Source organism: Couchioplanes caeruleus (assembly GCF_023499255.1).
Taxonomy (GTDB): Bacteria; Actinomycetota; Actinomycetes; order Mycobacteriales; family Micromonosporaceae; genus Actinoplanes; species Actinoplanes caeruleus_A.
The window spans coordinates 4,647,803-4,668,276 of the sequence record NZ_CP092183.1 but is presented as its reverse complement, the minus strand read 5'-3'; the positions used below and the strand labels follow the sequence as shown (position 1 = coordinate 4,668,276).

14 protein-coding genes are annotated in these 20,474 nt (G+C 73.0%); 13 read left to right on the top strand and 1 reads right to left on the bottom strand.

Going from position 1 to position 20,474, the window contains the following annotated elements; translation table 11 throughout:
* The first annotated feature begins 216 nt into the window (after positions 1-216).
* The 13 genes from COUCH_RS21620 to COUCH_RS21560 all read left to right on the top strand — a co-directional run bounded on the left by COUCH_RS21620 (position 217) and on the right by COUCH_RS21560 (position 19,118).
* Positions 217-1,881 carry a serine/threonine-protein kinase gene (locus COUCH_RS21620; protein WP_249606994.1) on the top strand — a complete coding sequence of 555 codons (1,665 nt, stop codon included), beginning with the start codon at positions 217-219 and terminating at the stop codon, positions 1,879-1,881.
* 205 nt (positions 1,882-2,086) lie between these two features.
* Positions 2,087-5,023, top strand: a complete 2,937-nt coding sequence (locus COUCH_RS21615; protein WP_249606993.1) for a glycoside hydrolase family 3 protein — start codon at positions 2,087-2,089, stop codon at positions 5,021-5,023.
* 1 nt (position 5,024) lies between these two features.
* Positions 5,025-7,838 (top strand): beta-galactosidase, encoded by a 2,814-nt coding sequence (locus COUCH_RS21610; RefSeq protein ID WP_249606992.1) that lies wholly within the window; start codon positions 5,025-5,027, stop codon positions 7,836-7,838.
* A 31-nt stretch (positions 7,839-7,869) separates the two neighbouring features.
* Positions 7,870-8,877, top strand: coding sequence for a LacI family DNA-binding transcriptional regulator (locus COUCH_RS21605; protein WP_249606991.1), 1,008 nt, complete (start codon positions 7,870-7,872; stop codon positions 8,875-8,877).
* 170 nt (positions 8,878-9,047) lie between these two features.
* The gene (locus COUCH_RS21600) at positions 9,048-10,355 is read left to right on the top strand and encodes an ABC transporter substrate-binding protein (RefSeq protein WP_249606990.1); all 1,308 of its coding nucleotides are present in this window, start codon (positions 9,048-9,050) and stop codon (positions 10,353-10,355) included.
* Positions 10,352-11,260, top strand: a complete 909-nt coding sequence (locus COUCH_RS21595; RefSeq protein ID WP_249606989.1) for a carbohydrate ABC transporter permease — start codon at positions 10,352-10,354, stop codon at positions 11,258-11,260. The genes COUCH_RS21600 and COUCH_RS21595 overlap by 4 nt, the downstream gene beginning before the upstream one ends.
* A complete protein-coding gene (locus tag COUCH_RS21590) occupies positions 11,257-12,147 on the top strand; it encodes a carbohydrate ABC transporter permease (RefSeq protein WP_249606988.1) in 891 nt (296 codons plus the stop codon). Before COUCH_RS21595 ends, COUCH_RS21590 begins: the two co-directional genes overlap by 4 nt.
* A gap of 9 nt (positions 12,148-12,156) precedes the next feature.
* A complete protein-coding gene (gene yicI, locus COUCH_RS21585) occupies positions 12,157-14,403 on the top strand; it encodes an alpha-xylosidase (RefSeq protein WP_249606987.1) in 2,247 nt (748 codons plus the stop codon).
* Positions 14,400-15,164, top strand: coding sequence for a dihydrodipicolinate synthase family protein (locus COUCH_RS21580; RefSeq protein WP_249606986.1), 765 nt, complete (start codon positions 14,400-14,402; stop codon positions 15,162-15,164). Before yicI ends, COUCH_RS21580 begins: the two co-directional genes overlap by 4 nt.
* A gap of 62 nt (positions 15,165-15,226) precedes the next feature.
* Complete coding sequence (locus COUCH_RS21575; protein ID WP_249606985.1) at positions 15,227-16,000, top strand: S1 family peptidase; 774 nt, start codon at positions 15,227-15,229, stop codon at positions 15,998-16,000.
* Between the two features lie 16 nt (positions 16,001-16,016).
* Positions 16,017-16,466, top strand: a complete 450-nt coding sequence (locus tag COUCH_RS21570) for a hypothetical protein (protein WP_249606984.1) — start codon at positions 16,017-16,019, stop codon at positions 16,464-16,466.
* 142 nt (positions 16,467-16,608) lie between these two features.
* Positions 16,609-17,916 (top strand): GDSL-type esterase/lipase family protein, encoded by a 1,308-nt coding sequence (locus tag COUCH_RS21565; protein ID WP_249606983.1) that lies wholly within the window; start codon positions 16,609-16,611, stop codon positions 17,914-17,916.
* Between the two features lie 20 nt (positions 17,917-17,936).
* Positions 17,937-19,118, top strand: coding sequence for an epoxide hydrolase family protein (locus COUCH_RS21560; protein ID WP_249606982.1), 1,182 nt, complete (start codon positions 17,937-17,939; stop codon positions 19,116-19,118).
* Between the two features lie 172 nt (positions 19,119-19,290).
* On the opposite strand, the gene solA is transcribed toward COUCH_RS21560, so the two are convergent.
* Positions 19,291-20,439 carry an N-methyl-L-tryptophan oxidase gene (solA, locus tag COUCH_RS21555; protein ID WP_249606981.1) on the bottom strand — a complete coding sequence of 383 codons (1,149 nt, stop codon included), beginning with the start codon at positions 20,437-20,439 and terminating at the stop codon, positions 19,291-19,293.
* Between the last annotated feature and the right edge of the window lie 35 nt (positions 20,440-20,474).

The following is a 20,474-nucleotide window of genomic DNA, read 5'->3' as shown; positions in this document are numbered from 1 at the left end:
ACCGCCCGCCGCCCGCGCGGCGGCAAGCGATGAACGCCACAGTCGCCGGCGGGAGGGCAACCCTGCCCAACGACCCGGCGGGCCGGCGGTGACGGCCCGGGCGGGATGCTGACGCTTCCTGACAGATCGGGCGTACGCCCATTGCCGGGCACCCGCATCGACGGCCACCATCGGCCGCGCCCTGACGAGGAGAAGCGGGAAGGACACACCGGCGGATTGAACGGCGACCTGGCAACGATGGACCTCAGCGGGCGGTGCGTGGGCAGCTCGTACGTGCTCATCTGCCCGGTCGGGCAGGGCGCCACCGGCGTCGTGTGGCGCGGCCTGGAGAGCACCTCCGGCGATCAGGTGGCGGTGAAGCTGCTGCACGAGGGGCTGCTGCGGCAGCCGAAGCTGGTCACCCGGTTCGTGCAGGAGCGCTCGATCCTGAAGATGCTGCGGCACGAGCACATCGTGGGCGTCCGGGACCTGTTCAGCGTGGGGGAGTCGCTGGGGCTGGCGATGGACTTCGTGGGCGGCGGCAGCCTGCGGCAGCGGCTGCGGGGCGCCGGCACGCTGGCGCCCGCCGAGGCGGCCCGGTTGCTCGCGCAGGTGTGCGCCGCCCTGGGGCAGGCGCATTCGCTGGGCGTGGTGCACCGTGACGTCAAGCCGGACAACATCCTGCTGCACGGCGACGACGAGCGGCCGGACGTGAAACTGACCGACTTCGGCATCGCCCGGATCCTGGACACGCCGGGGGTGACGACGCCGCACGCGGTCATCGGGACGCCGTACTACATGGCGCCCGAGGTGATCAGCGGCGGCGACGCGACCCCGGCCGCGGACGTGTACGGCCTGGGCATCGTCCTGCACGAGCTGGTGACCGGGCGCACGCCGTACACCGGTGAGCCGTTCGCCGTGCTGCGCGCTCACCTGGACGAGGCACCGCAGCGCCCGGCCGGCGTGCCCGAGCCGGTGTGGACGGTGATCTCGTCCTGCCTGGACAAGGATCCGGCGCGGCGCCCGGCCTCCGGCGAGCTGGGCGAGCTGCTGGGCGGGCTGTGCCGGGACCTGCACGACGTCCCCGCCGTCCCCGCCCCGCCCCCGGCGGTGTCGGCCGGGGCGAGCTCGGAGCGGGTGCACGCGGCGCCGGCCCCGCCGCGCGTCTCCCGGCCGAAGCGGCGCCCGCCGAACCGGCCGGGCAGCTGGGCGTGGGGCCGCCGGGCGGCGCTCGTGGCGCTCATCGGCGGCGCGCTGACCGCGTCCGGCATCAGCGGCTACCGGGCGTGGCAGGGTGGCCGGGACGCGGCCGCCACCACGGCGGCGCTGCCGCACCTGCCGGTCACCGGCGCCGGCAGCGCCCCCTCCCCGCGGTCACGGGCGGCGCTCGGCGCGCCCGGGGAGCACGCGCCGGCCGAGGCGGCCGCCGACGGTGCAGCGGCACCGTCGCCGTCGCAGCGCGAGTCCGGCGGCGCGCCGGCTGCCCGGGTGTCGGCGGCCGTAGGGCTGCCGGGCGGCACGGGCTCCGCCGGCGTCGCGGCCGCGTTCGGGCCGTACGAGTGCGGCGAGGCCTTCACCTGGGACGTCGGGCATCCCGTGCTCGCCCAGCCCTGTCACGCCCTGGGTGGCGAGGTCCGCGTGAAGGGCCGCATCGAGGCGACGCCGGGTGTGCAGGCCGACGTCACGCTGACCGTCCAGGATGCCCGGACCGGCAAGGTGGTCGCCGGTCCGCACACCTGCGAGGGGCTGATGTTCACCGACTCGGCGCTGCAGCACACCTGCGGGCCCGTGGACCTCGCGGCGCCGCGTGGCGGCCGGTACGTCGTGGTGGAGAGCTGGCGCTACACCGGGCGGTCGCTGCTGCCCGGCGGCACGACGCGGGGCGCCGAGTTCGACTGGTGAGCCGCGGGGCGTTGCCTTCGCATCGTGCGACATCTATGGTTGGCAACCATCCACCGTCTTTCCCCGACGTTACCGACAGACCGTTCGTCGAAGCGCTTCGACTGATTCCTTTCCGCCGCTGACCAGCGGTTCCACAGAACGCATCCTTTCCGGTAAGACCCGCCGGAAAGGCGATTCCGCGTGTTCTCCGCAAAGGATCGTGACCATGCGAAAGGCTTTCCTGCGCCGCGGCGTCGCCGTGCTGGCGCTCGCGGTGCTCGCCTCGCCGGCCCTGCCCGGCGCCGCGCTCGCCGCCCCCGAATACCCGTTCCAGAATCCGCGCCTGAGCCTCGACCGGCGCGTCGACGACCTCGTCGGGCGGCTCACGCTCGACGAGAAGATCTCGCTGCTGCACCAGTACCAGCCGGCGATCCCGCGGCTCGGCATCAAACTGTTCAAGGCCGGCACCGAGGCGCTGCACGGCGTCGCGTGGTCCAACGACGCCGACAACGACGGCGCGGTGGTCACGGCGAGCGGCACGTCGTTCCCGCAGCCCGTCGGGCTCGCCAGCACCTGGGACCCCGCGCTGCTGCGGCGCGTCGGCTCGGTCGTCGGGGACGAGGCGCGCGGCTACCACGCGCAGAACGACCGGGTGTGGGGGCTGAACCTGTGGGCGCCCGTGGTCAACCCGCTGCGCGACCCGCGGTGGGGACGCAACGAGGAGGGCTACTCCGAGGACCCGCTGCTCACCGGGGCGATCTCCACCGCGTACGGCAGGGGCCTGACCGGCGACGACCCGCGCTACCTCAAGACCGCGCCGACGCTGAAGCACTACCTGGCGTACAACAACGAGGCCGGGCGCGACGTCACCTCCTCGAACGTGCCGCAGCGGGTGCTCAACGAGTACGACCGCGCCGCGTTCAGGCCGGCCCTGCAGGCGGGCGCCGCCACCGGCGTGATGAGCTCGTACAACCTGGTCAACGGCCGTCCCGCCACCGTGGACCCGGACCTGGGCGGGCTGCTGCAGCGGTGGAGTGACAAGCCGCTGTTCAACGTCAGCGACGCGTACGCCCCGTACAACCTGACCGGCTCCCAGCAGTACTACGCCACCCAGCCCGAGGCGGACGCGGCCGTCATCAGGGCCGGCAACGACAGCTTCACCGTGGACAACGCGAACGGGCAGCCCACGGTCGACGCGATCAAGGCGGCGCTGGCCCAGGGGCTGCTCACCGGGCAGGACATCGACGAGGCGGCCGGGCATGCGCTGAGCATCCGCTTCCGCCTCGGCGAGTTCGACCCGGACGGCGGCCCGTACGCGAGGATCGGCGCGGACGTCATCAACACGCCCGCGCACCAGCGGCTGGCGCGGGAGACCGCCGCGAAGGCGATGGTCCTGCTCAAGAACGACCGGCAGGCGTTGCCCCTGCCGACCGGCAAGAACGTCGCGGTCGTCGGCCCGCTCGCGGACACCCTCTACAGCGACTGGTACGGCGCCGATCTGCCGTACCGGGTCACCGCCGCCGACGGCATCCGCGAGCGGTCCGCCGCCGTCACCACCAGCGAGGCAGCCGACCGGATCGCGCTCAAGGACGTGGCCACCGGCCGCTACGTGACGTCGAACGGCACCACCGACACCACGCCGGTCACCGCCACCGGGGCGAGCGCGGGCGAGAACGCGCAGTTCGACGCGGTGGACTGGGGTCAGGGCGTGCAGACGCTGCGCAACGTGGGCACCGGCAAGTACCTCGGCTACAACTGGGGCCCGTTCGTCACCCGCGACGACCAGCCCAACGGCTGGTACGTCCAGCAGCAGTTCAAGCTCGAGCAGCAGCCGGACGGCACGTACGTGCTGCACTACGCCGGCTACGAGACGCAGGAGAGCTGGTTCGGCGCCAGCACGTACGTGACCGTCGGCGCGGACGGCAACCTCACGCTGGGATCGGCCACGGCGGCGGGCGCCGCGCACTTCACCAAGGAGGTGCTCAGCAGCGGCGTCGACCAGGCCGTCGCCGCGGTCAAGGGCAAGGACGCCGCGGTGGTCGTGGTCGGCAGCATGCCGTTCATCAACGGCCGCGAGGCGCACGACCGCACCACGATGGCGCTCGCCGAGGGTCAGCACGAGCTCGTCAAGGCGGTGCTCGAGGCCAACCCGCGCACGGTCGTCGTGCTGCAGACCAGCTACCCGGACACCATCACCTGGGAGCAGGAGCACGTCCCGGCGATCGTCTGGACCACCCACGCCGGCGCCGAGACCGGCCACGCGGTCGCGGACGTGCTGTTCGGCTCCGCGAACCCGGCCGGGCGCCTGACGCAGACCTGGTACCGCTCCGACGACCAGCTGCCGGCCGACCTCAACCAGTACGACATCATCTCGACGAACCAGACCTACCTCTACACCCGTGAGAAGCCGCTGTACGCGTTCGGCCACGGCCTGTCGTACACGTCCTTCCGGTACGCGCACCTGCGCGTGCACGGCTCGACGGTCACCGTGGACGTCACGAACGCGGGCCGCCGCGCCGGTGACGAGGTCGTGCAGCTGTACACGCACCAGCGCACCTCACGCGACAAGACACCGGTCAAGCAGCTGCGCGCCTTCCAGCGGGTCAGCCTCAAGCCTGGCCAGACCCGTACGGTGACACTCGCCTTCCCGGTCTCGGACCTGGCGCACTGGGACGTCACCCGCGGCCGGTGGGTCGTCGAGAGCGCGACCCACGACGTGCTCGTGGGCTCGTCCTCGGCCGACATCCGGCTGCGCGGCGCCCTGCGCGTGCACGGCGAGACCATCCCCGCGCGGGACCTCACCCGCACGACTCGGGCGGAGGCGTTCGACGGCTACGCCGGCGTCCGCCTGGTCGACGAGTCCAAGGCGCGCGGCACAGCGGTCGGCGCGACCGCGGCCGGCCAGTGGATCTCCTTCGACGACTCCCGCATCGGCCGGACCTTCACCGCGCGGGTCGCCAAGGAGTCCCCCGGCACCGCGACGATCCAGGTCCGGCAGGGCTCGCCCACCGGGCGGCTGCTCGGCACGGCGACCGTCGCGAGCACCGGCAACCGCTACAGCTATACGAGCACCACGGTGGGGCTGCCGCGGGTCACCGGACGCCCGGACATCTACCTCGTCGTCGGCGAGGGTGTGCGGATCTCCGAGTTCCGGATCCGCTGACATGCGACGGCTTCTCGCGGCGCTGCTGCTGGCGGCGCTCGGTGTGACCGCGCTCAGCGTGCCGGCGCAGGCCGCTGAGCCCCGGGTCACCTATGACAGCTACTCGTTGAAGGTCGACGGCGAGCGGGTGCTGCTGCGCAGTGCGGAGTTCCATTACTTCCGACTGCCCAGCCCCGACCTGTGGCGTGACATCCTGGAGAAGTACAAGGCGGCCGGGTTCAACGCGGTCTCGCTCTACTTCGACTGGGCCTACCACTCGCCGAAGCGCGGCGTGTACGACTTCACCGGCGTGCGCGACGTGGACCGGCTCCTGCGCACCGCCGAGGAGGTCGGGTTGTGGGTGGTGGCCCGGCCGGGGCCGTACATCAACGCGGAGACCACCGGCGGCGGCTTCCCGGCCTGGCTCAAGCGGGTGCCGGGCCGGGCGCGCAGCAGCGACCCCGGGTACACCGCCGCGTACCGGGAGTGGCTGGACCGGATCAACCCGATCATCGCCCGGCACCAGGTGACCCGTGGCGGCCGGGTGCTGCTCTACAACGTCGAGAACGAGTACCAGGCCAACACCGACGCCCGGTACATGCAGGACCTTCAGGACCGGGCCCGCGCGGACGGCATCACCGTGCCGCTCACCACGAACGTCTGCTGCGATGCGGCCTCCTGGGCGTCCACCTGGGGCTCCGGCCTGGGCGCGGTGCAGATCCCGGGCGTCGACGACTACCCGCAGTCCTTCGAGTGTCAGGATGCGGAATCGGTCTGGGGGCCGTGGGGCGAGGGCGTCACCGAGCGGATCCGGGCCGACGCGCCCGGCTTCGCCGCCGAGTACCAGGCCGGCGCGATCGACGTGAACAACGCCGGCTACGACAAGTGCCGCGAGCTCACCGGGCCGGCGTACATGAAGTTCTTCCAGAAGAACAACCTGGTCGCGAGCGGAGCGACGGCCTTCAGCTACTACATGGGCTTCGGGGGCACCAACTGGGGCTGGCTCGGTCAGCCCAACGACGTGTACACCTCGTACGACTACGGCGCCGCGATCACCGAGGCCCGTCAGCTCACCGCGAAGTACGACGAGTTCAAGCGGCAGAACTACTTCCTCGGCGCCGTCAAGCCGCTGACCCGGACGGACGCGGCGCCCGGCCCGGCGTCGAGCAACCCGGCGCTGACGACCGCGGCGCGCGTCAACCCGGACACGGGTACGCAGATCGTCCTGCTGCGCCACACGGACCGGGCGGCCAGCACGGACGACGCGGGCACGCTGGACTGGTCCACCCCGGACGGCCGGTACGCGGTGCCCGTACGCCTCATCGGCCGCGACGCGAAACTGCTGGTGGCCGGCTACGACCTGGGCGGCCAGCGGCTGGTGTGGTCCACGTCGGAGATCCTGACGCACGAGGCGATCGGCGGCCGGGACGTGGCGGTCCTGTACGGCACCGCCGGCACGCGGGGCGCCACGGTGCTGCGCTACCCGTCCCGCCCGCGCGTCACCGTCCTGGACGGCCGGGTGTCCTCCTCGTACGACCGCGGCGACCTGCGGCTCGACTACACCCACGACGGTCTCGCCCGGGTCCTGATCACCGGGGCCGGGCGACGGCCGTTGCTGCTCATGCTCGGTACGGATGCCACCGCGGCGACGTTCTGGCGCGCGGACACCTCGGCCGGTCCGGTGCTGGTCCGCGGCACCGGCCCGGTGCGGTCCGCCGAGGTCCGGGGCGGCACGCTCGCCCTGCGCGCCGACACCGCCCGGCGCAGCGGCCTCGAGGTGTTCGGCCCGGCCCGGCGGCTCACGGTCGACGGCCTGCCGGTCGCGGTGCGGCCCACGCCCAGCGGGTCGTGGCGCGGCACGCTGCCCGGCCCGGCGACGGTGACGCTGCCTGTGCTCACCGATTGGCGCAGCCACGCGGAGGCGCCCGAGGCCCGCCCGGGCTTCGACGACTCGGGCTGGCGGGTGGCGGACGCCGGCCTGGCCTGCGACGACTACGGCTTACACAGCGGCAGCGTCTGGTACCGCGGCCGGTTCACCGCCACCGGCACGGAGACCTCGATCGACCTCAACGCGATCACCGGCCGCCGCGGCACCTACCTGGTCTGGCTCGACGGGCGCTACCTCGGCTCGGCGGCCGGCGGCACCCAGGCGGACTCCGACGCGCCGCAGAACCCGGACCCCGGCCCCGGCCACTTCGCCGTGCCCGCCGGCGCGCTGAAGCCGGGGCGGCCGGCGGTCGTGTCGGTGGTCGTGCAGAACACGGGCAACAACGACGACTGGACCGCCGACGACAACCGCTTCCGCCAGCCCCGCGGGCTCGTGCGCGCCGCGCTGGGCGGCAGCGGCGCGCCGATCACCTGGCGGATCCAGGGCGCGCGGGGCGGCGAGGACCTGACCGATCCGGTCCGCGGCCCGCTCAACACCGGCGGACTGTACGGCGAACGCCACGGCTGGACACTGCCCGCGTACCCGGACCGGTCCTGGCCGCGCGCGGGCTCGTCCGTGCCGGTGGGGGTGACGTGGCTGCGCACATCGTTCCGGCTGGACCTGCCGCGGCACCAGGACACGTCGATCGCCCTGCGCTTCGCGGCCCCGCCCCCGGCGGGTCAGCGGGTCACGCTGTTCCTCAACGGCTGGAACCTGGGGCAGTACGGCGCCGCCATCGGCCCGCAGACCCAGTTCGTGCTGCCGGCCGGGCTGCTGCACGAGCACGGCGGCAACACGCTGGCGCTGAGCGTGATCGCCGACCGCGCGGGGCCCGTGGTGCCCGCCCGGCTGGTGATCGCGGGCACTGACCGTGGTGGAGTGGAGGTCCGGCCGGTCCCGGGTCGTTAGGATGCGGCTGACGAGCAGCGGGGGAGGGGCGATGCCGACGATCAGCGATGTCGCCCGCGCGGCCGGCGTGTCGATGAGCACGGTGTCGTACGTGCTCAGCGGCCGCCGCCCGATCTCCGCCGAGACCAGCGCCCGGGTCAAGGCCGCGATCGCCGAGCTCGGCTACCACCCGCACGCCGGCGCGCGGGCCCTGGCCAGCAGCCGCACCAGCGTGCTCGCACTGGTCGTGCCGCTGCGCGTGGACGTCAGCGTGCCGGTCATCATGCAGTTCGTGACCGCGGTGGTGACGGCGGCGCGCACGTACAACCACGACGTGCTGCTGCTGACCAAGGACGAGGGCACCGCCGGGCTGGAGCGGGTGGCCGGGGCGACGATGGTGGACGCGCTGATCGTCATGGACGTCGAGCGCGACGACGTCCGGATCCCCGCGCTGGGCCGGCTCAAGCAGCCCTCGGTGCTGATCGGGCTGCCCGACGACGCGGCCGGCATCGCCTGCGTCGACCTGGACTTCGCGGCGACCGCGCACGAGTGCCTGGCCCACCTCGCCGGGCACGGGCACCGCCGGATCGCGCTGGTCGGGCCCTCCCCGGCGGTGTACGAGCGCGGCACCACGTACGCCGGGCGTTTCCTGGACGGCTTCACCGCGGCCTCCGCCGGGCTGGGGCTGGAGACCGTCGCGCACTCCTGCGAGCCGGGCGCGGCCGGGGTCCGGGCGGCGCTGGCCGAGATCGAGGACGAGCTGCCCGGGGTGACCGCCCTGGTGGTGCACAACGAGGAGGCGCTCGTCCCGCTGCTGGAGGAGCTGCGCACGCGGGGACGGCGGGTGCCCGGGGACCTGTCGATCGTCGCGGTGTGCCCGCGCGACGTGGCGACGTCGCTGCCGGTGCACCTGACCTCGGCCGACATCCCGGCGCACGACGTCGGCACGCTGGCCGTGGAGATCGCCATGGACCTGCTGGACGGGCGCCGCACCGAGGGGGTCCGGCTGCTGCCGCCGACGATCGTCGAGCGGGACAGCTGCGCGCCGCCGTCGGTCTGAGAAATCTTCTCGTCACCCCGTTGACATCCGGGGGAGCAAAAACCTAGCGTCCCTCCCAAGCCCTTCGTCGAAGCGCTTCGACTGCCCGATTGTCGAAGCGCTTCGACTGCCCGATTGTCGAAGCGCTTCGACGAAGCCTCCGGAAGCCACCCCCTGGGAGGGAACGGCACATGACAAGACCCCGACTCGGCCTCGCCGCCGGTGCACTGCTGCTGCTCGCATCGCTGGGGCTCACCGCCTGCAGCGACTCCGGCTCCGGCGACGAGGGCGCCGACGCCAAGACCCTGACCCTCTGGCACTACGAGGGCCCGACCAGCGCGATGGGCGTGGCCTGGACCAAGGCCATCGAGCTGTTCAAGGCCGCCCATCCCGGCGTGGAGGTGAAGTTCGAGCAGAAGGGCTTCGAACAGATCCAGCAGAACGCCGGGATGATCCTGAACTCCGACAGCGCCCCGGACATCCTCGAGTACAACAAGGGCAACGCGACCGCCGGCCTGCTGTCCAAGCAGGGCCTGCTCACCGACCTCACCGAGCAGGTCACCAAGCACGGCTGGGACAAGCAGCTCAGCCCCAGCCTGCAGACCACCGCCCGGTACGACGCCCAGGGCATCATGGGCAGCGGCAACTGGTACGGCGTGCCGAACTACGGCGAGTACGTGATGGTCTACTACAACAAGGACCTGTTCAAGAAGCACAACCTCGCCGTGCCGACCACACTGGACCAGTTCACCGCGGCGATGGACACGTTCGTCAAGGCCGGTGTCACCCCGCTGTCGGTCGGCGGCGCCGAGTACCCCGCGCAGCAGATCTTCTACGAGCTCGCGCTCTCCAAGGCGAACCGCACCTTCGTGGACAACTACCAGCTGTACAAGAGCAAGGTCGACTTCCACGGGCCGGAGCTGACGTACGGCGCGCAGACGTTCGCCGACTGGGTGTCCAAGGGCTACATCGCCAAGAACTCCGCCGGCATCAAGGCCGAGGACATGGGCGTCGCGTTCGAGCAGGGCAAGTTCCCGATCCTCATCTCCGGCAGCTGGTGGTACGGCCGCTTCGCCGACGAGATCAAGAACTTCGACTGGGGCACGTTCCTGTTCCCCGGCAACAACCTGCACCCCGGCTCCAGCGGCAACCTCTGGGTCGTGCCGGCCAAGAGCAAGGCCAAGTCCCTCGCGTACGACTTCATCGACATCACCATGAAGCCCGAGGTGCAGAACCTGCTCGGCAACAACGGCGGCGTCCCCGTCGCGGCGGACACGGCACAGATCACCGACGCGAAGAACAAGGAGCTGATCGCCGGGTTCGACGCCGTGTCGAAGGCCGACGGGCTGGCGTTCTACCCCGACTGGCCGGCGCCCGGGTACTACGACGTGCTCGTCGGCGGGGTCCAGGGGCTGATCAACGGCTCCAAGACACCGCAGCAGATGCTCGACGAGATCGCGAAGCCGTACAACGACAACCTCGCCGATCTCGGCAAATGAGCGGGCGCGGGGGAGGCCGGAATCCCGGCTACGGGCTGTTCCTGATCCCGGGGGTGCTGGCCTCCCTCGCGGTCATCGTCGTGCCGCTGGTCATGACCGTCGGCATCAGCTTCACCCGGTGGACCGGCATCGGCACGCCGCAGTGGACCGGCCTGGACAACTACACCCGGCTGATCCACGACGCGAACTTCTGGGCCTCGTTCGGCCACATCCTGCTGCTGATCGTGGCGATGGCGGTGATCCCCACGCTGGTCGGGCTGCTGCTGGCCGCGGTGCTGTTCGACTACGTCGCCAAGGTCTTCGGCAACCGCTGGGCCAGCGTGTTCCGCTCCGGCCTCTACCTGCCGCAGGTGCTGCCGGTCGCGGTCACGGGCATCGTGTGGGGCTGGATCCTGCACCCCAGCTACGGGGCGCTCAACCGGATCCTCGACTCGGCCGGGCTCGGGTCGCTGGCCCGCAACTGGCTCGGCGACCCCCAGTACGCGCTGCTCAGCGTCATGGCCGTGATGGTCTGGTTCCAGCTCGGCTACCCGGTCGTGATGTTCATGTCCGGCCTGCAGCGCATCGACCCCGAGCTGTACGAGGCCGCCGACCTCGACGGCGCCACGTGGTGGCAGCGCTTCCGCCGGATCACCGTGTACCTGATCCGCCCGGAGTTCTACGTCGTGCTGGTCACCACCACGATCGCCGCGCTCAAGATCTTCGGGCAGATCTTCGTGCTGACCCGGGGCGGGCCCAGCAACGCCACGCTGGTGCCGTCGTACTTCGCGTACAAGAGCTTCTTCCAGACCGCCCAGGTGGGGTACGGCTCGGCGATCTCGACGGTGCTCACCGTGATCATCATCGTGCTCGCGTTCGTCTTCCTGCGCCTGCAGAACCGCGCCGAGCGGGGAGGCACCCGATGACCGTCCTGAGCGCACCCGCCCGGCAGGACCGTGCCGAGGACGCCGGACCGCTGCGGCCGCTGAAACGGCGGCGCCCGGCGCGCTGGGTCGTGCTGGCCGTGCTCCTGGTGCTGGTCCTGCTCTTCGTGGCGCCGATGCTGGTCGTCGCGATCAACGCGGTGAAGACCCCGGCCGACTATGCGAGCAACGGCCCGCTGTCGATCCCGGAACGGCTGTCCTTCCAGGGCATCGCCGACTTCTGGGTACGGGTGGACTTCACCCGCAAACTGCTCAACAGCTTCGTCACCAGCCTCGCCGTCGCGGTGCTCGCGGTGCTGCTGTCGGTGCTCAACGCGTACGCGCTGGGCATCGGCCGGGTGAAGGGCCGGATCTGGTTCCTGGTCTTCTTCCTCGTCGCCAACGTGCTGCCGCAGGAGGTGCTGGCGTACCCGCTGTACTACCTGTCCAAGAACCTGCACCTGTACGACAGCCTGACCTCGATCGTCATCATCTTCACGGTCATCCAGAGCGCCTTCGGCACGTACCTGCTCTCCTCGGTGTACGCCGAGTTCCCCACCGAGCTGCTCGACGCCGCCGCGGTCGACGGCGCGGGCAAGGGGCGCACCCTGTGGCGCGTCGTCGTCCCGGTCAGCCGCCCGACCCTCGCCGTGCTGTTCACGTTCTTCTTCATCTGGACGTGGAACGAGTTCTTCCTGCCGCTGATCTTCCTGGTCTCCAACGAGAACCAGACCGTCCCGGTGGCCCTCGGCGTGCTGCAGGGCGACCGGCTCATGGACGCCACCACCACCAGCGCCTCGGCCCTGGTCGGCATCCTGCCCGCGATGCTGTTCTTCCTGATCTTCCAGCGCACCCTGACCCGCGGCATCACCGCCGGCGCCATCAAGTAAAGGACGCCCATGAAGTTCACCGACGGCTACTGGCGCAAGCGCGACGGCCTCACCGTCCTGCACCCCGTCCAGCTGCAGGACACCGCGCCCGCCGCCACGTCGCTGACCGCGTACGCCACCGCGAAGCGGGTCCAGGGCCGCGGCGACACCCTCGACGCGCCCATCATCACCGTCACCTGCACCGCGCCGGCGCCCGACGTCATCCGCGTGACGCTGAGCCACTTCCTCGGCGAGCGCCCGCGGCTGCCGGCGTTCGAGATCGCCGCGGACCCGTCGTACGTGCCGGTGGTCGACGACACCTCGATCACCGCCGGCGCGCTGACCGCCCGGTTCCGTGACGGCGACTCCTGGGGCCTCGACTTCCTCGCCGGCGGGCGGCGCCTCACCGGCTCCGGCTGGAAGGGCATGGGCGTCGTCGACACCGCCGACGGCGGGCACTACGTCCACGAGCAGCTCGACCTCGGCGTCGGCGAGGCCGTGTACGGGCTCGGCGAGCGCTTCGGCCCGCTGGTCAAGAACGGGCAGAGCATCGACATCTGGAACGAGGACGGCGGCACCAGCAGCGAGCAGGCGTACAAGAACGTGCCGTTCTACCTCACCAACCGCGGGTACGGCGTGCTCGTCGACCACCCCGGCCGGGTCTGCTTCGAGGTCGGCTCCGAGGTGGTGTCGCGCAGCCAGTTCAGCGTCGCCGGCCAGTCGCTGTCCTACCTGGTCATCCACGGGCCCACCCCGGCCGACGTGCTGCGCAAGTACACCGCGCTGACCGGGCGGCCCGCGCTGCCGCCGGCCTGGTCCTTCGGGCTGTGGCTGACCACCTCGTTCACCACCAGCTACGACGAGGAGACGGTGACCGGCTTCGTCGATGGGATGGCCGAACGGGACCTGCCGCTGAGCGTGTTCCACTTCGACACTTTCTGGATGCGCGAGTTCAGCTGGTGCGACTTCGAGTGGGACGCGCGGATCTTCCCCGACCCGCCGGGCATGCTGAAGCGGCTGTCCGACCGGGGGCTGCGGACCTGCGTGTGGATCAACCCGTACATCGCGCAGCGCTCGTCGCTGTTCGCCGAGGGCATGGCGAAGGGCTACCTGGTCCGCAGGCCGGACGGCGACGTCTGGCAGTGGGACCGCTGGCAGGCCGGCATGGCCCTGGTCGACTTCACCAACCCCGAGGCCGCCGCCTGGTACGCCGCCAAGCTCAAGGCGCTGCTCGAGATGGGCGTCGACGCGTTCAAGTCCGACTTCGGCGAGCGCATCCCCACCGGCGTCGTCTGGCACGACGGCTCCGACCCCGAGCGGATGCACAACTACTACACCCAGCTCTACAACAAGACCGTCTTCGACGTGCTGCGCGAGCACCGCGGCGAGGGCGAGGCCGTGGTGTACGCCCGCTCCGCCACGGTCGGCGGCCAGCAGTTCCCGGTGCACTGGGGCGGCGACAACTCGTCCACGTTCGAGTCGATGGCCGAGAGCCTGCGCGGCGGGCTGTCGCTGTCGGCGTCCGGGTTCGGCTTCTGGAGCCACGACATCGGCGGCTTCGAGGGCCTGCCCGACCCGGCCGTGTTCAAGCGGTGGATCCCGTTCGGGCTGCTGTCGTCGCACAGCCGGCTGCACGGCAACCAGACGTACCGGGTGCCGTGGCTGTTCGACGACGAGGCCGTCGACGTGCTGCGCGACTTCACGCGGCTCAAGCACCGGCTGATGCCGTACCTGTTCGGCGCGGCCGTCCGGGCGCACGAGGAAGGCCTGCCGGTCATGCGGCCCATGGTGCTGGGCTTCCCGGACGACCCGGCGGTGACCCACCTCGACCGGCAGTACCTGCTCGGCGACGACCTGCTCGTCGCCCCGGTCTTCAGCGCCGGGGGCGACACCACCTATTACGTGCCGGCCGGGCGCTGGACGAACTACCTGACCGGTGAGGTGGTCGAGGGCCCCGGCTGGGTCCGCGAGACCCACGGCTTCGCCAGCGTGCCGCTGCTGGTCCGGCCCGGCGCGGTCATCGCCGTGGGCGCCCGGGAGGACCGGCCCGACTACGACTTCCGCGACGGCGTGACGCTGCGCGTGTTCGAGCCGGCCGACGGGGTCCGTACGGTCACCGTGCCCGGTCCGGCGCCGGCCACCTTCACCGTCACCGTCTCCGGCGGGACGGTCCGCGCCGAGCGCGACGGCGACGCGCTGCCCTGGCGCCTGCAGGTCGGCACGGCGCCCGCGATCGAGGCCGCCGCCGGCGGGACCGGCCTAGTCTGGGAGGCATGACGGAGCCGCTCTGGCGCGGGCCCGCGGTCGCGCTGATCACCCTGTTCCACGCCGACGGGAGCATCGACCCCGCCGCGACCGCCGCGCACGCCGCCCGGCTCGTCGCGGCCGGGATCCGCGGCGTGCTGGTCAACGGCAGCACCGCCGAGGCCGCCGCGCTCACCGACGACGAACGCGCGGAGCTGGTCGCCGCGGTCCGCGACGCCTGCCCGGGCGTGCCGCTGCTCGCGGGCGCGTCGGGGGAGTGGCACGCTCAGGCGGCGGCCCGCAGCCGGGCGGCCGTGAAAGCGGGGGCGGACGCGCTGCTCGTCGCGCCGCCGCGGCTCGGCGGCGACCTCGCCGGGTACTACGCGCGGGTCGCCCAGGCCGCCGGGGACGTGCCGGTGCTGGCGTACCACTATCCGGGCAAGGCGGGCGGCCCGGTGCCGGTCGACGCGCTCCCCGGCCTGCCGGTCAGCGGGATCAAGGACTCCAGCGGCGACGCCGCCCGGCTCGGTCACGAGCTCGCGCTCGGCTGGGAGGGCGCGGTCCACGTCGGTGCGTCCGCGCTGCTCGGGTACGCGAGCTGGCTCGGCGCCACCGGGGCCATCGTCGCCGCGGCCAACCTCGTACCCGAGGACTGCCTGGCGGCCTGGGACCGCGACGCCGCCGCGCAGCACCGGGTCCTGCGGGCCGAGCGCGAGGCGAAGGCCGGGCCCAGCGGCCTCAAGGCGGCCGTGGCGGACCGCTACGGTACGTCGCCCATCCGACGGATCGGCTGAGCCGGCGCCACCGTCCCCTATGGTCGGCGGGAGGTGCCCACCAGCGAACCGGAGGTCCCGCCGTGCGCCGCACCCTCGCCTTCCTCCTCACCCCGCTCGCCTGCGCCGCGCTGGCACTGACCGCCGCCGGCCCGGCGCACGCCATCGCAAACGGTGAGGAGGTTCCCGACGGTCAGTACCGCTTCTCCGTCAAGCTGACGATGACCGGCATCCCGACGGCCGGCGGCGGCAAACGCAACAGCGCCTGCTCCGGCGCGCTCATCGCGCCGCGCTGGGTCATCACCGCCGGGCACTGCTTCCGCGACGCGAACAACGTCCGCGTCGAATACCCGGTCGCCGACCTCACCACGGCCACCGTCGGCCGCACCGACCTGACCGGCACCGGCGGTCACGAGCTGACGGTCGTCGCGGTCCGCCAGTCGCCCACGGCCGACGTGTCCCTGGCCCGGCTCGAAGCCCAGGTGTACGACGTCCGCCCGCTGCGCGTGGCCACCCGCGCCCCCGAGATCGGCGACATCGTCCGGGTCACCGGCTACGGCTCCACCACCAGCACCAACCCGGCTCCCGTCACGCACCTGCGCACCGGGCAGATGACGGTCGTGTCGCTCACCGACTCGGTCACCGGGCTCACCGGCTACGCCCCGGCACCGTCGACGACGCCGTGCCCGTACGACTCGGGCGGCCCGTTCTTCCTGGAGGACCGCCGCGGCGGCCCGGCGCTGGTCTCGGTGGTCAGCAACGGGCCGAGCTGCCCGCACACCCAGGTGGAGAGCAGCGCCCGCGTCGACGACATCGCCGGCTGGATCTACCGCACGGTCCTCGACAACCGCGGCTGACTGCTAGCTTGCGGGGATGTCCGACGACGACCGGGAGCCGTCCGGCCGCGGGCGGGCCGGCGGCGGGCCGGCGGGCGGCCCCGACGAGCACGACCGGCTCCTGGCCCGGTACGAGGCGGTGCGCGCCGAGATCGCGCTGCGCGCCGTGGCCCGCGACTGCGCCACCTCGGAGGCGCTGGCCGACCAGCGTGCCGCGCACCGGGCGGAGACGCGGGCCTGGCAGCACCTGTCGGAGCTGCGGGAGGCGCGCCGCGCGGCCCCCGGCGACCTGAGCCTCGTGGCCGCGGCCGACCAGGTGGAGGCCGCGTGGGAGACGGCCCGGGACGCCGCCGAGGAGATCAACCGGAAGGCGTCCGACGTCGCGCGGCGGGCCCTGGAGGAGTCGGAGGCCGACAGCCGGCTGCTGCACGAGATGGGGTTGCGCGTCCGCGCCGCCCGGCTCGCGTCCCGCCGCCCGGGCATCTGAGGCCGGGCCGCGGGCGCTGTTCCGATTCGCCGCGTCCCGCGTGATCCGCCGGAAGCGACCCGGGTGCATCGACCACCATCACTCCCGCGGTGGCCTAGGCTCGGTGCCGTCCGCTGCCGCACCCCGAGCCGAGGTGGTCGCCGTGTCCCGGATCCGATCGTTCGTCGCCGGCGCGGCCGTCGCGGTGCTCGCCGCCCTGGCCCCGGCCGTGCCGCAGCCCGCCGCCGCCTCCGGGCGCCCGGAGGCCGCCGGAACCGTGGCGTTGTGGGAGTCCTCGCTGCAGGGGGTGCACGGGGTCGCCCCGGACGTCACGGTCCGGCAGATCGCCCGTGTCTCCACCGGCGGCTGGGGCATCCGGGTACGCCTGGGCAACCCGTTCGGCGCGGCGCCGGTCGTCGTCCGCGACGCCTGGCTGGGGCGTACGGTCGCACCCGGCGTGGCGACCCTGGTGCCGGGCTCCAACCACCGGCTCCGCTTCCACGGCGCGGTCACCGTGTCCGTCCCGCCCGGCCGCGAGGTGGTCAGCGACGCCGTGCCCATCGGCGTGGAGGCCGGTCAGGACGTCGCCGTCAGCCTGTACGCCCCCGGCAGCCCCGTCGACGACCACACGTTCCCGCCGTTCGCGTACGACCCGCCGGCCTCGTACGTCGGCACCGGCGGCGACACCGCAGCCGACGAGTCGAACGTCTCCTTCCCGTCCGCGCCGGTCATCCCGGGCAGCACCGGGAGCACCGCCACCGGGTACCACCCCGGCCAGATCTGGTGGCTGGACCTGGTGACCGGCGACCGGCCGGCGGCGCGCGGCTCGGTGGTGGCGCTCGGCGACTCCATCACGGACGGCTACCAGGCGGTGGGCCCGCCCGGGCAGCGCTGGACCGACGTGCTCGCCGACCGGATGGCCGCCGTCCCGCCCGCGCAGCGCCTGGCCGTCGCCAACGCCGGGATCTCCGGCAACACGGTGAGCGTGCAGCCCAACCCATACGACCCCACCGGCCAGTGCTGCGGCCCGCCGGCCCCGCAACGGCTCGAGCGCGACGTGCTGTCCGTACCCGGGGTCCGCACGGTCTTCCTGCTCGAGGGCACCAACGACCTCGGCGGCGGCCAGAACGCCCCGCCCGCTTCGGCCCAGCAGGTCATCGACGCGATGCGCGGCATCGCCGACCGGGTGCACGCCCACGGCCTGCGCATCGTCGGCGCGACGATCCTGCCCATGTGCCTGGCCGCCGGGAGCGCGGGCGAGCAGAACCGGCTGACGGTCAACGCCTGGATCCGTACGGGCGCGGCGTTCGACGCGGTGGTCGACTTCGACGCGGTGCTGCGCGACCCGGCGGACCCGACGCAGATGGTCCCCGACCTGCGCGCCGACTGCTACCACCCGAACGCGGCGGGCGACGCCCTGCTCGGCACGGCGATCCCGCTGGCAGCGCTGGGGGTGCCGGCGGCCCGGTGACCCCGACGTAGGCTGCGATCATGCGTCCACGGCAGCATCCCGTGACCGGCATCGAGCCGTTCCAGGTGCACGCCTCCTCGCAGGAGCTGGCCGGCCTGCGGGCGAGGCTGCGCGCCACCCGCTGGCCCGACGCGCCGGAGGACGCCGGGTGGTCGCTGGGCGTCGACGTCGGCTACCTGCGGGAGCTCGTCGCGTACTGGGCCGAGGAGTTCGACTGGCCGGCGTACGAGGACGCCCTCGCGCGGCTGCCCCGGTTCCGCGCCCGGATCGCGGAGCTGGGCGTCGCCTTCCTGCACGTGCGCGCCGCGGCCCCCGCCGGGCCCGTGCTGCCGCTGGTGCTCTGCCACGGCTGGCCCGACTCGTCGTGGCGCTACGAGAAGGTCGTTCCGCTGCTCACCGACCCCGGCGCGTACGGCGCGGACCCGGCGGACGCCTTCGACGTGGTGGTGCCCGACATGCCGGGCTTCGGGCACTCGGACCGTCCCGCCGGACCGCCCCTGGACTCGATCGCGGTCGCCGCGATGTGGGCGGAGCTGATGACCGGGCTGGGCTACCCGCGGTTCGGCGCGGCGGGCGGTGACATCGGCGGCGGGGTCAGCCGCTACCTCGCCCTGGACCACGCCGAACGGGTCGTTGCCGTGCACCGCATGGAAGCCGGCGTCCCCGTCGCCGGCTTCCCGGACCTCACGCCCGAGGAGCGGGCCTACATCGACGCCGTGGCCGCCTGGAGGGCCGGCGAGGGCGCGTACGCCGACATGCACCGCACCAAGCCGCAGACCGCCGCCGTGGGGCTCACCGACTCGCCGGCCGGCCTCGCGGCGTGGATCGTCGAGAAGCTGCGCTCGTGGAGCGACTGCCACGGCGACGTCGAGAACAGCTTCACCCGCGACGAGATCTGCGGGCTGCTCACCCGCTACTGGCTGACCGGGACGATCGGCTCGTCGATGCGCATGTACGCCGCCAACGCCGCGATCCCGCCCGGGCAGCACACGCGCCGGGTCGAGGTGCCGTCGGGCTTCGCGCTGTTCCCGGGCGACATCCTGCGGCCGCCGCGCGCCTGGCTCGAGCGCACGGCGAACGTCGTACGCCTCACCGGGATGGACCGGGGCGGCCACTTCGCACCGTTCGAGGAACCCGAGCTGTACGCCCGGGAACTGCGCGAGTTCTTCCGCCCGTACCGAGCGGCCGTCGCACCGTCGTAGTGCCCTCGACGACCATGCCGCCCGCCTATCAGTGGTCACGCACCACGGGGAGGAAAAGTGCGCCGGCCCTGGCACAGCCGGCCGGAGCGATCCGGCGGACGAGCCGTACCGGCAGGCCGACGTGGAATGTGCCGTCACCGGGCCGGACCAGGAGGACCGGCCGGCGGCCTCGTCACGCGGCCCCGGTGAACCGTGCCGGGTCGAAGAGGCCGATCGGGTGCCGGGTGGTCCCGGTCAGGGCGAGGTCCGCGAGGATCTCGCCCACGACGGGGACGAACTTGAAGCCGTGCCCGGAGAAGCCGCACGCCACCGTCACCGCCGCGCACCCCGGGTGGCCGGCGATGACGAAGTGTTCGTCCGGCGTGGTGCTGTAGAGGCACGTCCGGGCGCTCACCAGCGAGCCCGGCAGGTCCGGCAGGTGGCGGCGGGCGCGGGCGGCCATCGTGTCGATCTCGTCGCGGTGCACGTCGCGGTCGACGGTCTCCGGCGTGGTGGGGATGCCGCGGCGGAAGAAGGCGATCTTCGCGCCGCCGGCCGGCCCGTCGACGGCGGGGAAGCCGTACACCTGGCTGCCGTGCCGGTCCTCCCAGATGTAGACGCCGAAGCGGTCCGGCAGGAACGGGTCGACGCCGCCCGCCGGCTGGAACCAGTACAGGACCTGGCGTTCGATGACGATGGGCAGGCCGAGGTCGGCGAGCAGCTGCGGCGCCCACGGGCCGGGGGTGACGACGAGCCGGCCCGCGGTGTACGTCCCCGCCTCGGTGTCGACCCGGACGCCGCCGTCCGCGGTCGGTTCCCAGCGGGTCACGGGCTCGTGGAAGTACAGCTCGGCGCCGTGCCGGGCGGCCAGGTCGAGGTGGGCGGTGACGGTCAGCTCGGGGCGGACGAACCCGGCGCGGGACTCGTACAGCGCCACTTCGTCGTCGCGGGGGTTCATGGCCGGGAAACGCCGGCGCAGCTCGGCCGCGTCGAGCATCTCGTGCTCCAGGCCCCACTGCTCGGCGCTGCGCCGGCTGCCGGCCACCGTACGGCTGTCCGGGCGGCCCACCATGACGCCGCCGGTCAGCCGGATCACGTCGCGGCCGGAGTCGCGGGCCAGGGCCTCCCACAGCTCGTACGCGCGCAGCAGCAGCGGCACGTAGTCGGGGCTCTCGAAGTACGACTGCCGGGTCAGCCGGGAGCCGCCGTGGCTGGCCCCGCGGTCGTGGGCGACACCGAAGCGTTCCAGGCCGAGCACCCGCTGCCCGCGCGCTGCCAGGTGGTACGCCGCCGCGCTGCCCATCCCGCCGAGCCCGGCGACGATCACGTCGTAGCCCGCCACGAGGGTCCTCCTGCCGCTCAGACGCCCAGCATTCC

Excerpts from the sequence above, each read along its gene's own strand:
- COUCH_RS21615 (WP_249606993.1), top strand. The coding sequence starts at position 2,087 with ATGCGAAAGGCTTTCCTGCGCCGCGGCGTCGCCGTGCTGGCGCTCGCG.
- COUCH_RS21610 (WP_249606992.1), top strand. The coding sequence starts at position 5,025 with ATGCGACGGCTTCTCGCGGCGCTGCTGCTGGCGGCGCTCGGTGTGACC.
- COUCH_RS21605 (WP_249606991.1), top strand. The coding sequence starts at position 7,870 with ATGCCGACGATCAGCGATGTCGCCCGCGCGGCCGGCGTGTCGATGAGC.
- COUCH_RS21600 (WP_249606990.1), top strand. The coding sequence starts at position 9,048 with ATGACAAGACCCCGACTCGGCCTCGCCGCCGGTGCACTGCTGCTGCTC.
- COUCH_RS21595 (WP_249606989.1), top strand. The coding sequence starts at position 10,352 with ATGAGCGGGCGCGGGGGAGGCCGGAATCCCGGCTACGGGCTGTTCCTG.
- COUCH_RS21590 (WP_249606988.1), top strand. The coding sequence starts at position 11,257 with ATGACCGTCCTGAGCGCACCCGCCCGGCAGGACCGTGCCGAGGACGCC.
- yicI (WP_249606987.1), top strand. The coding sequence starts at position 12,157 with ATGAAGTTCACCGACGGCTACTGGCGCAAGCGCGACGGCCTCACCGTC.
- COUCH_RS21580 (WP_249606986.1), top strand. The coding sequence starts at position 14,400 with ATGACGGAGCCGCTCTGGCGCGGGCCCGCGGTCGCGCTGATCACCCTG.
- COUCH_RS21570 (WP_249606984.1), top strand. The coding sequence starts at position 16,017 with ATGTCCGACGACGACCGGGAGCCGTCCGGCCGCGGGCGGGCCGGCGGC.
- COUCH_RS21560 (WP_249606982.1), top strand. The coding sequence starts at position 17,937 with ATGCGTCCACGGCAGCATCCCGTGACCGGCATCGAGCCGTTCCAGGTG.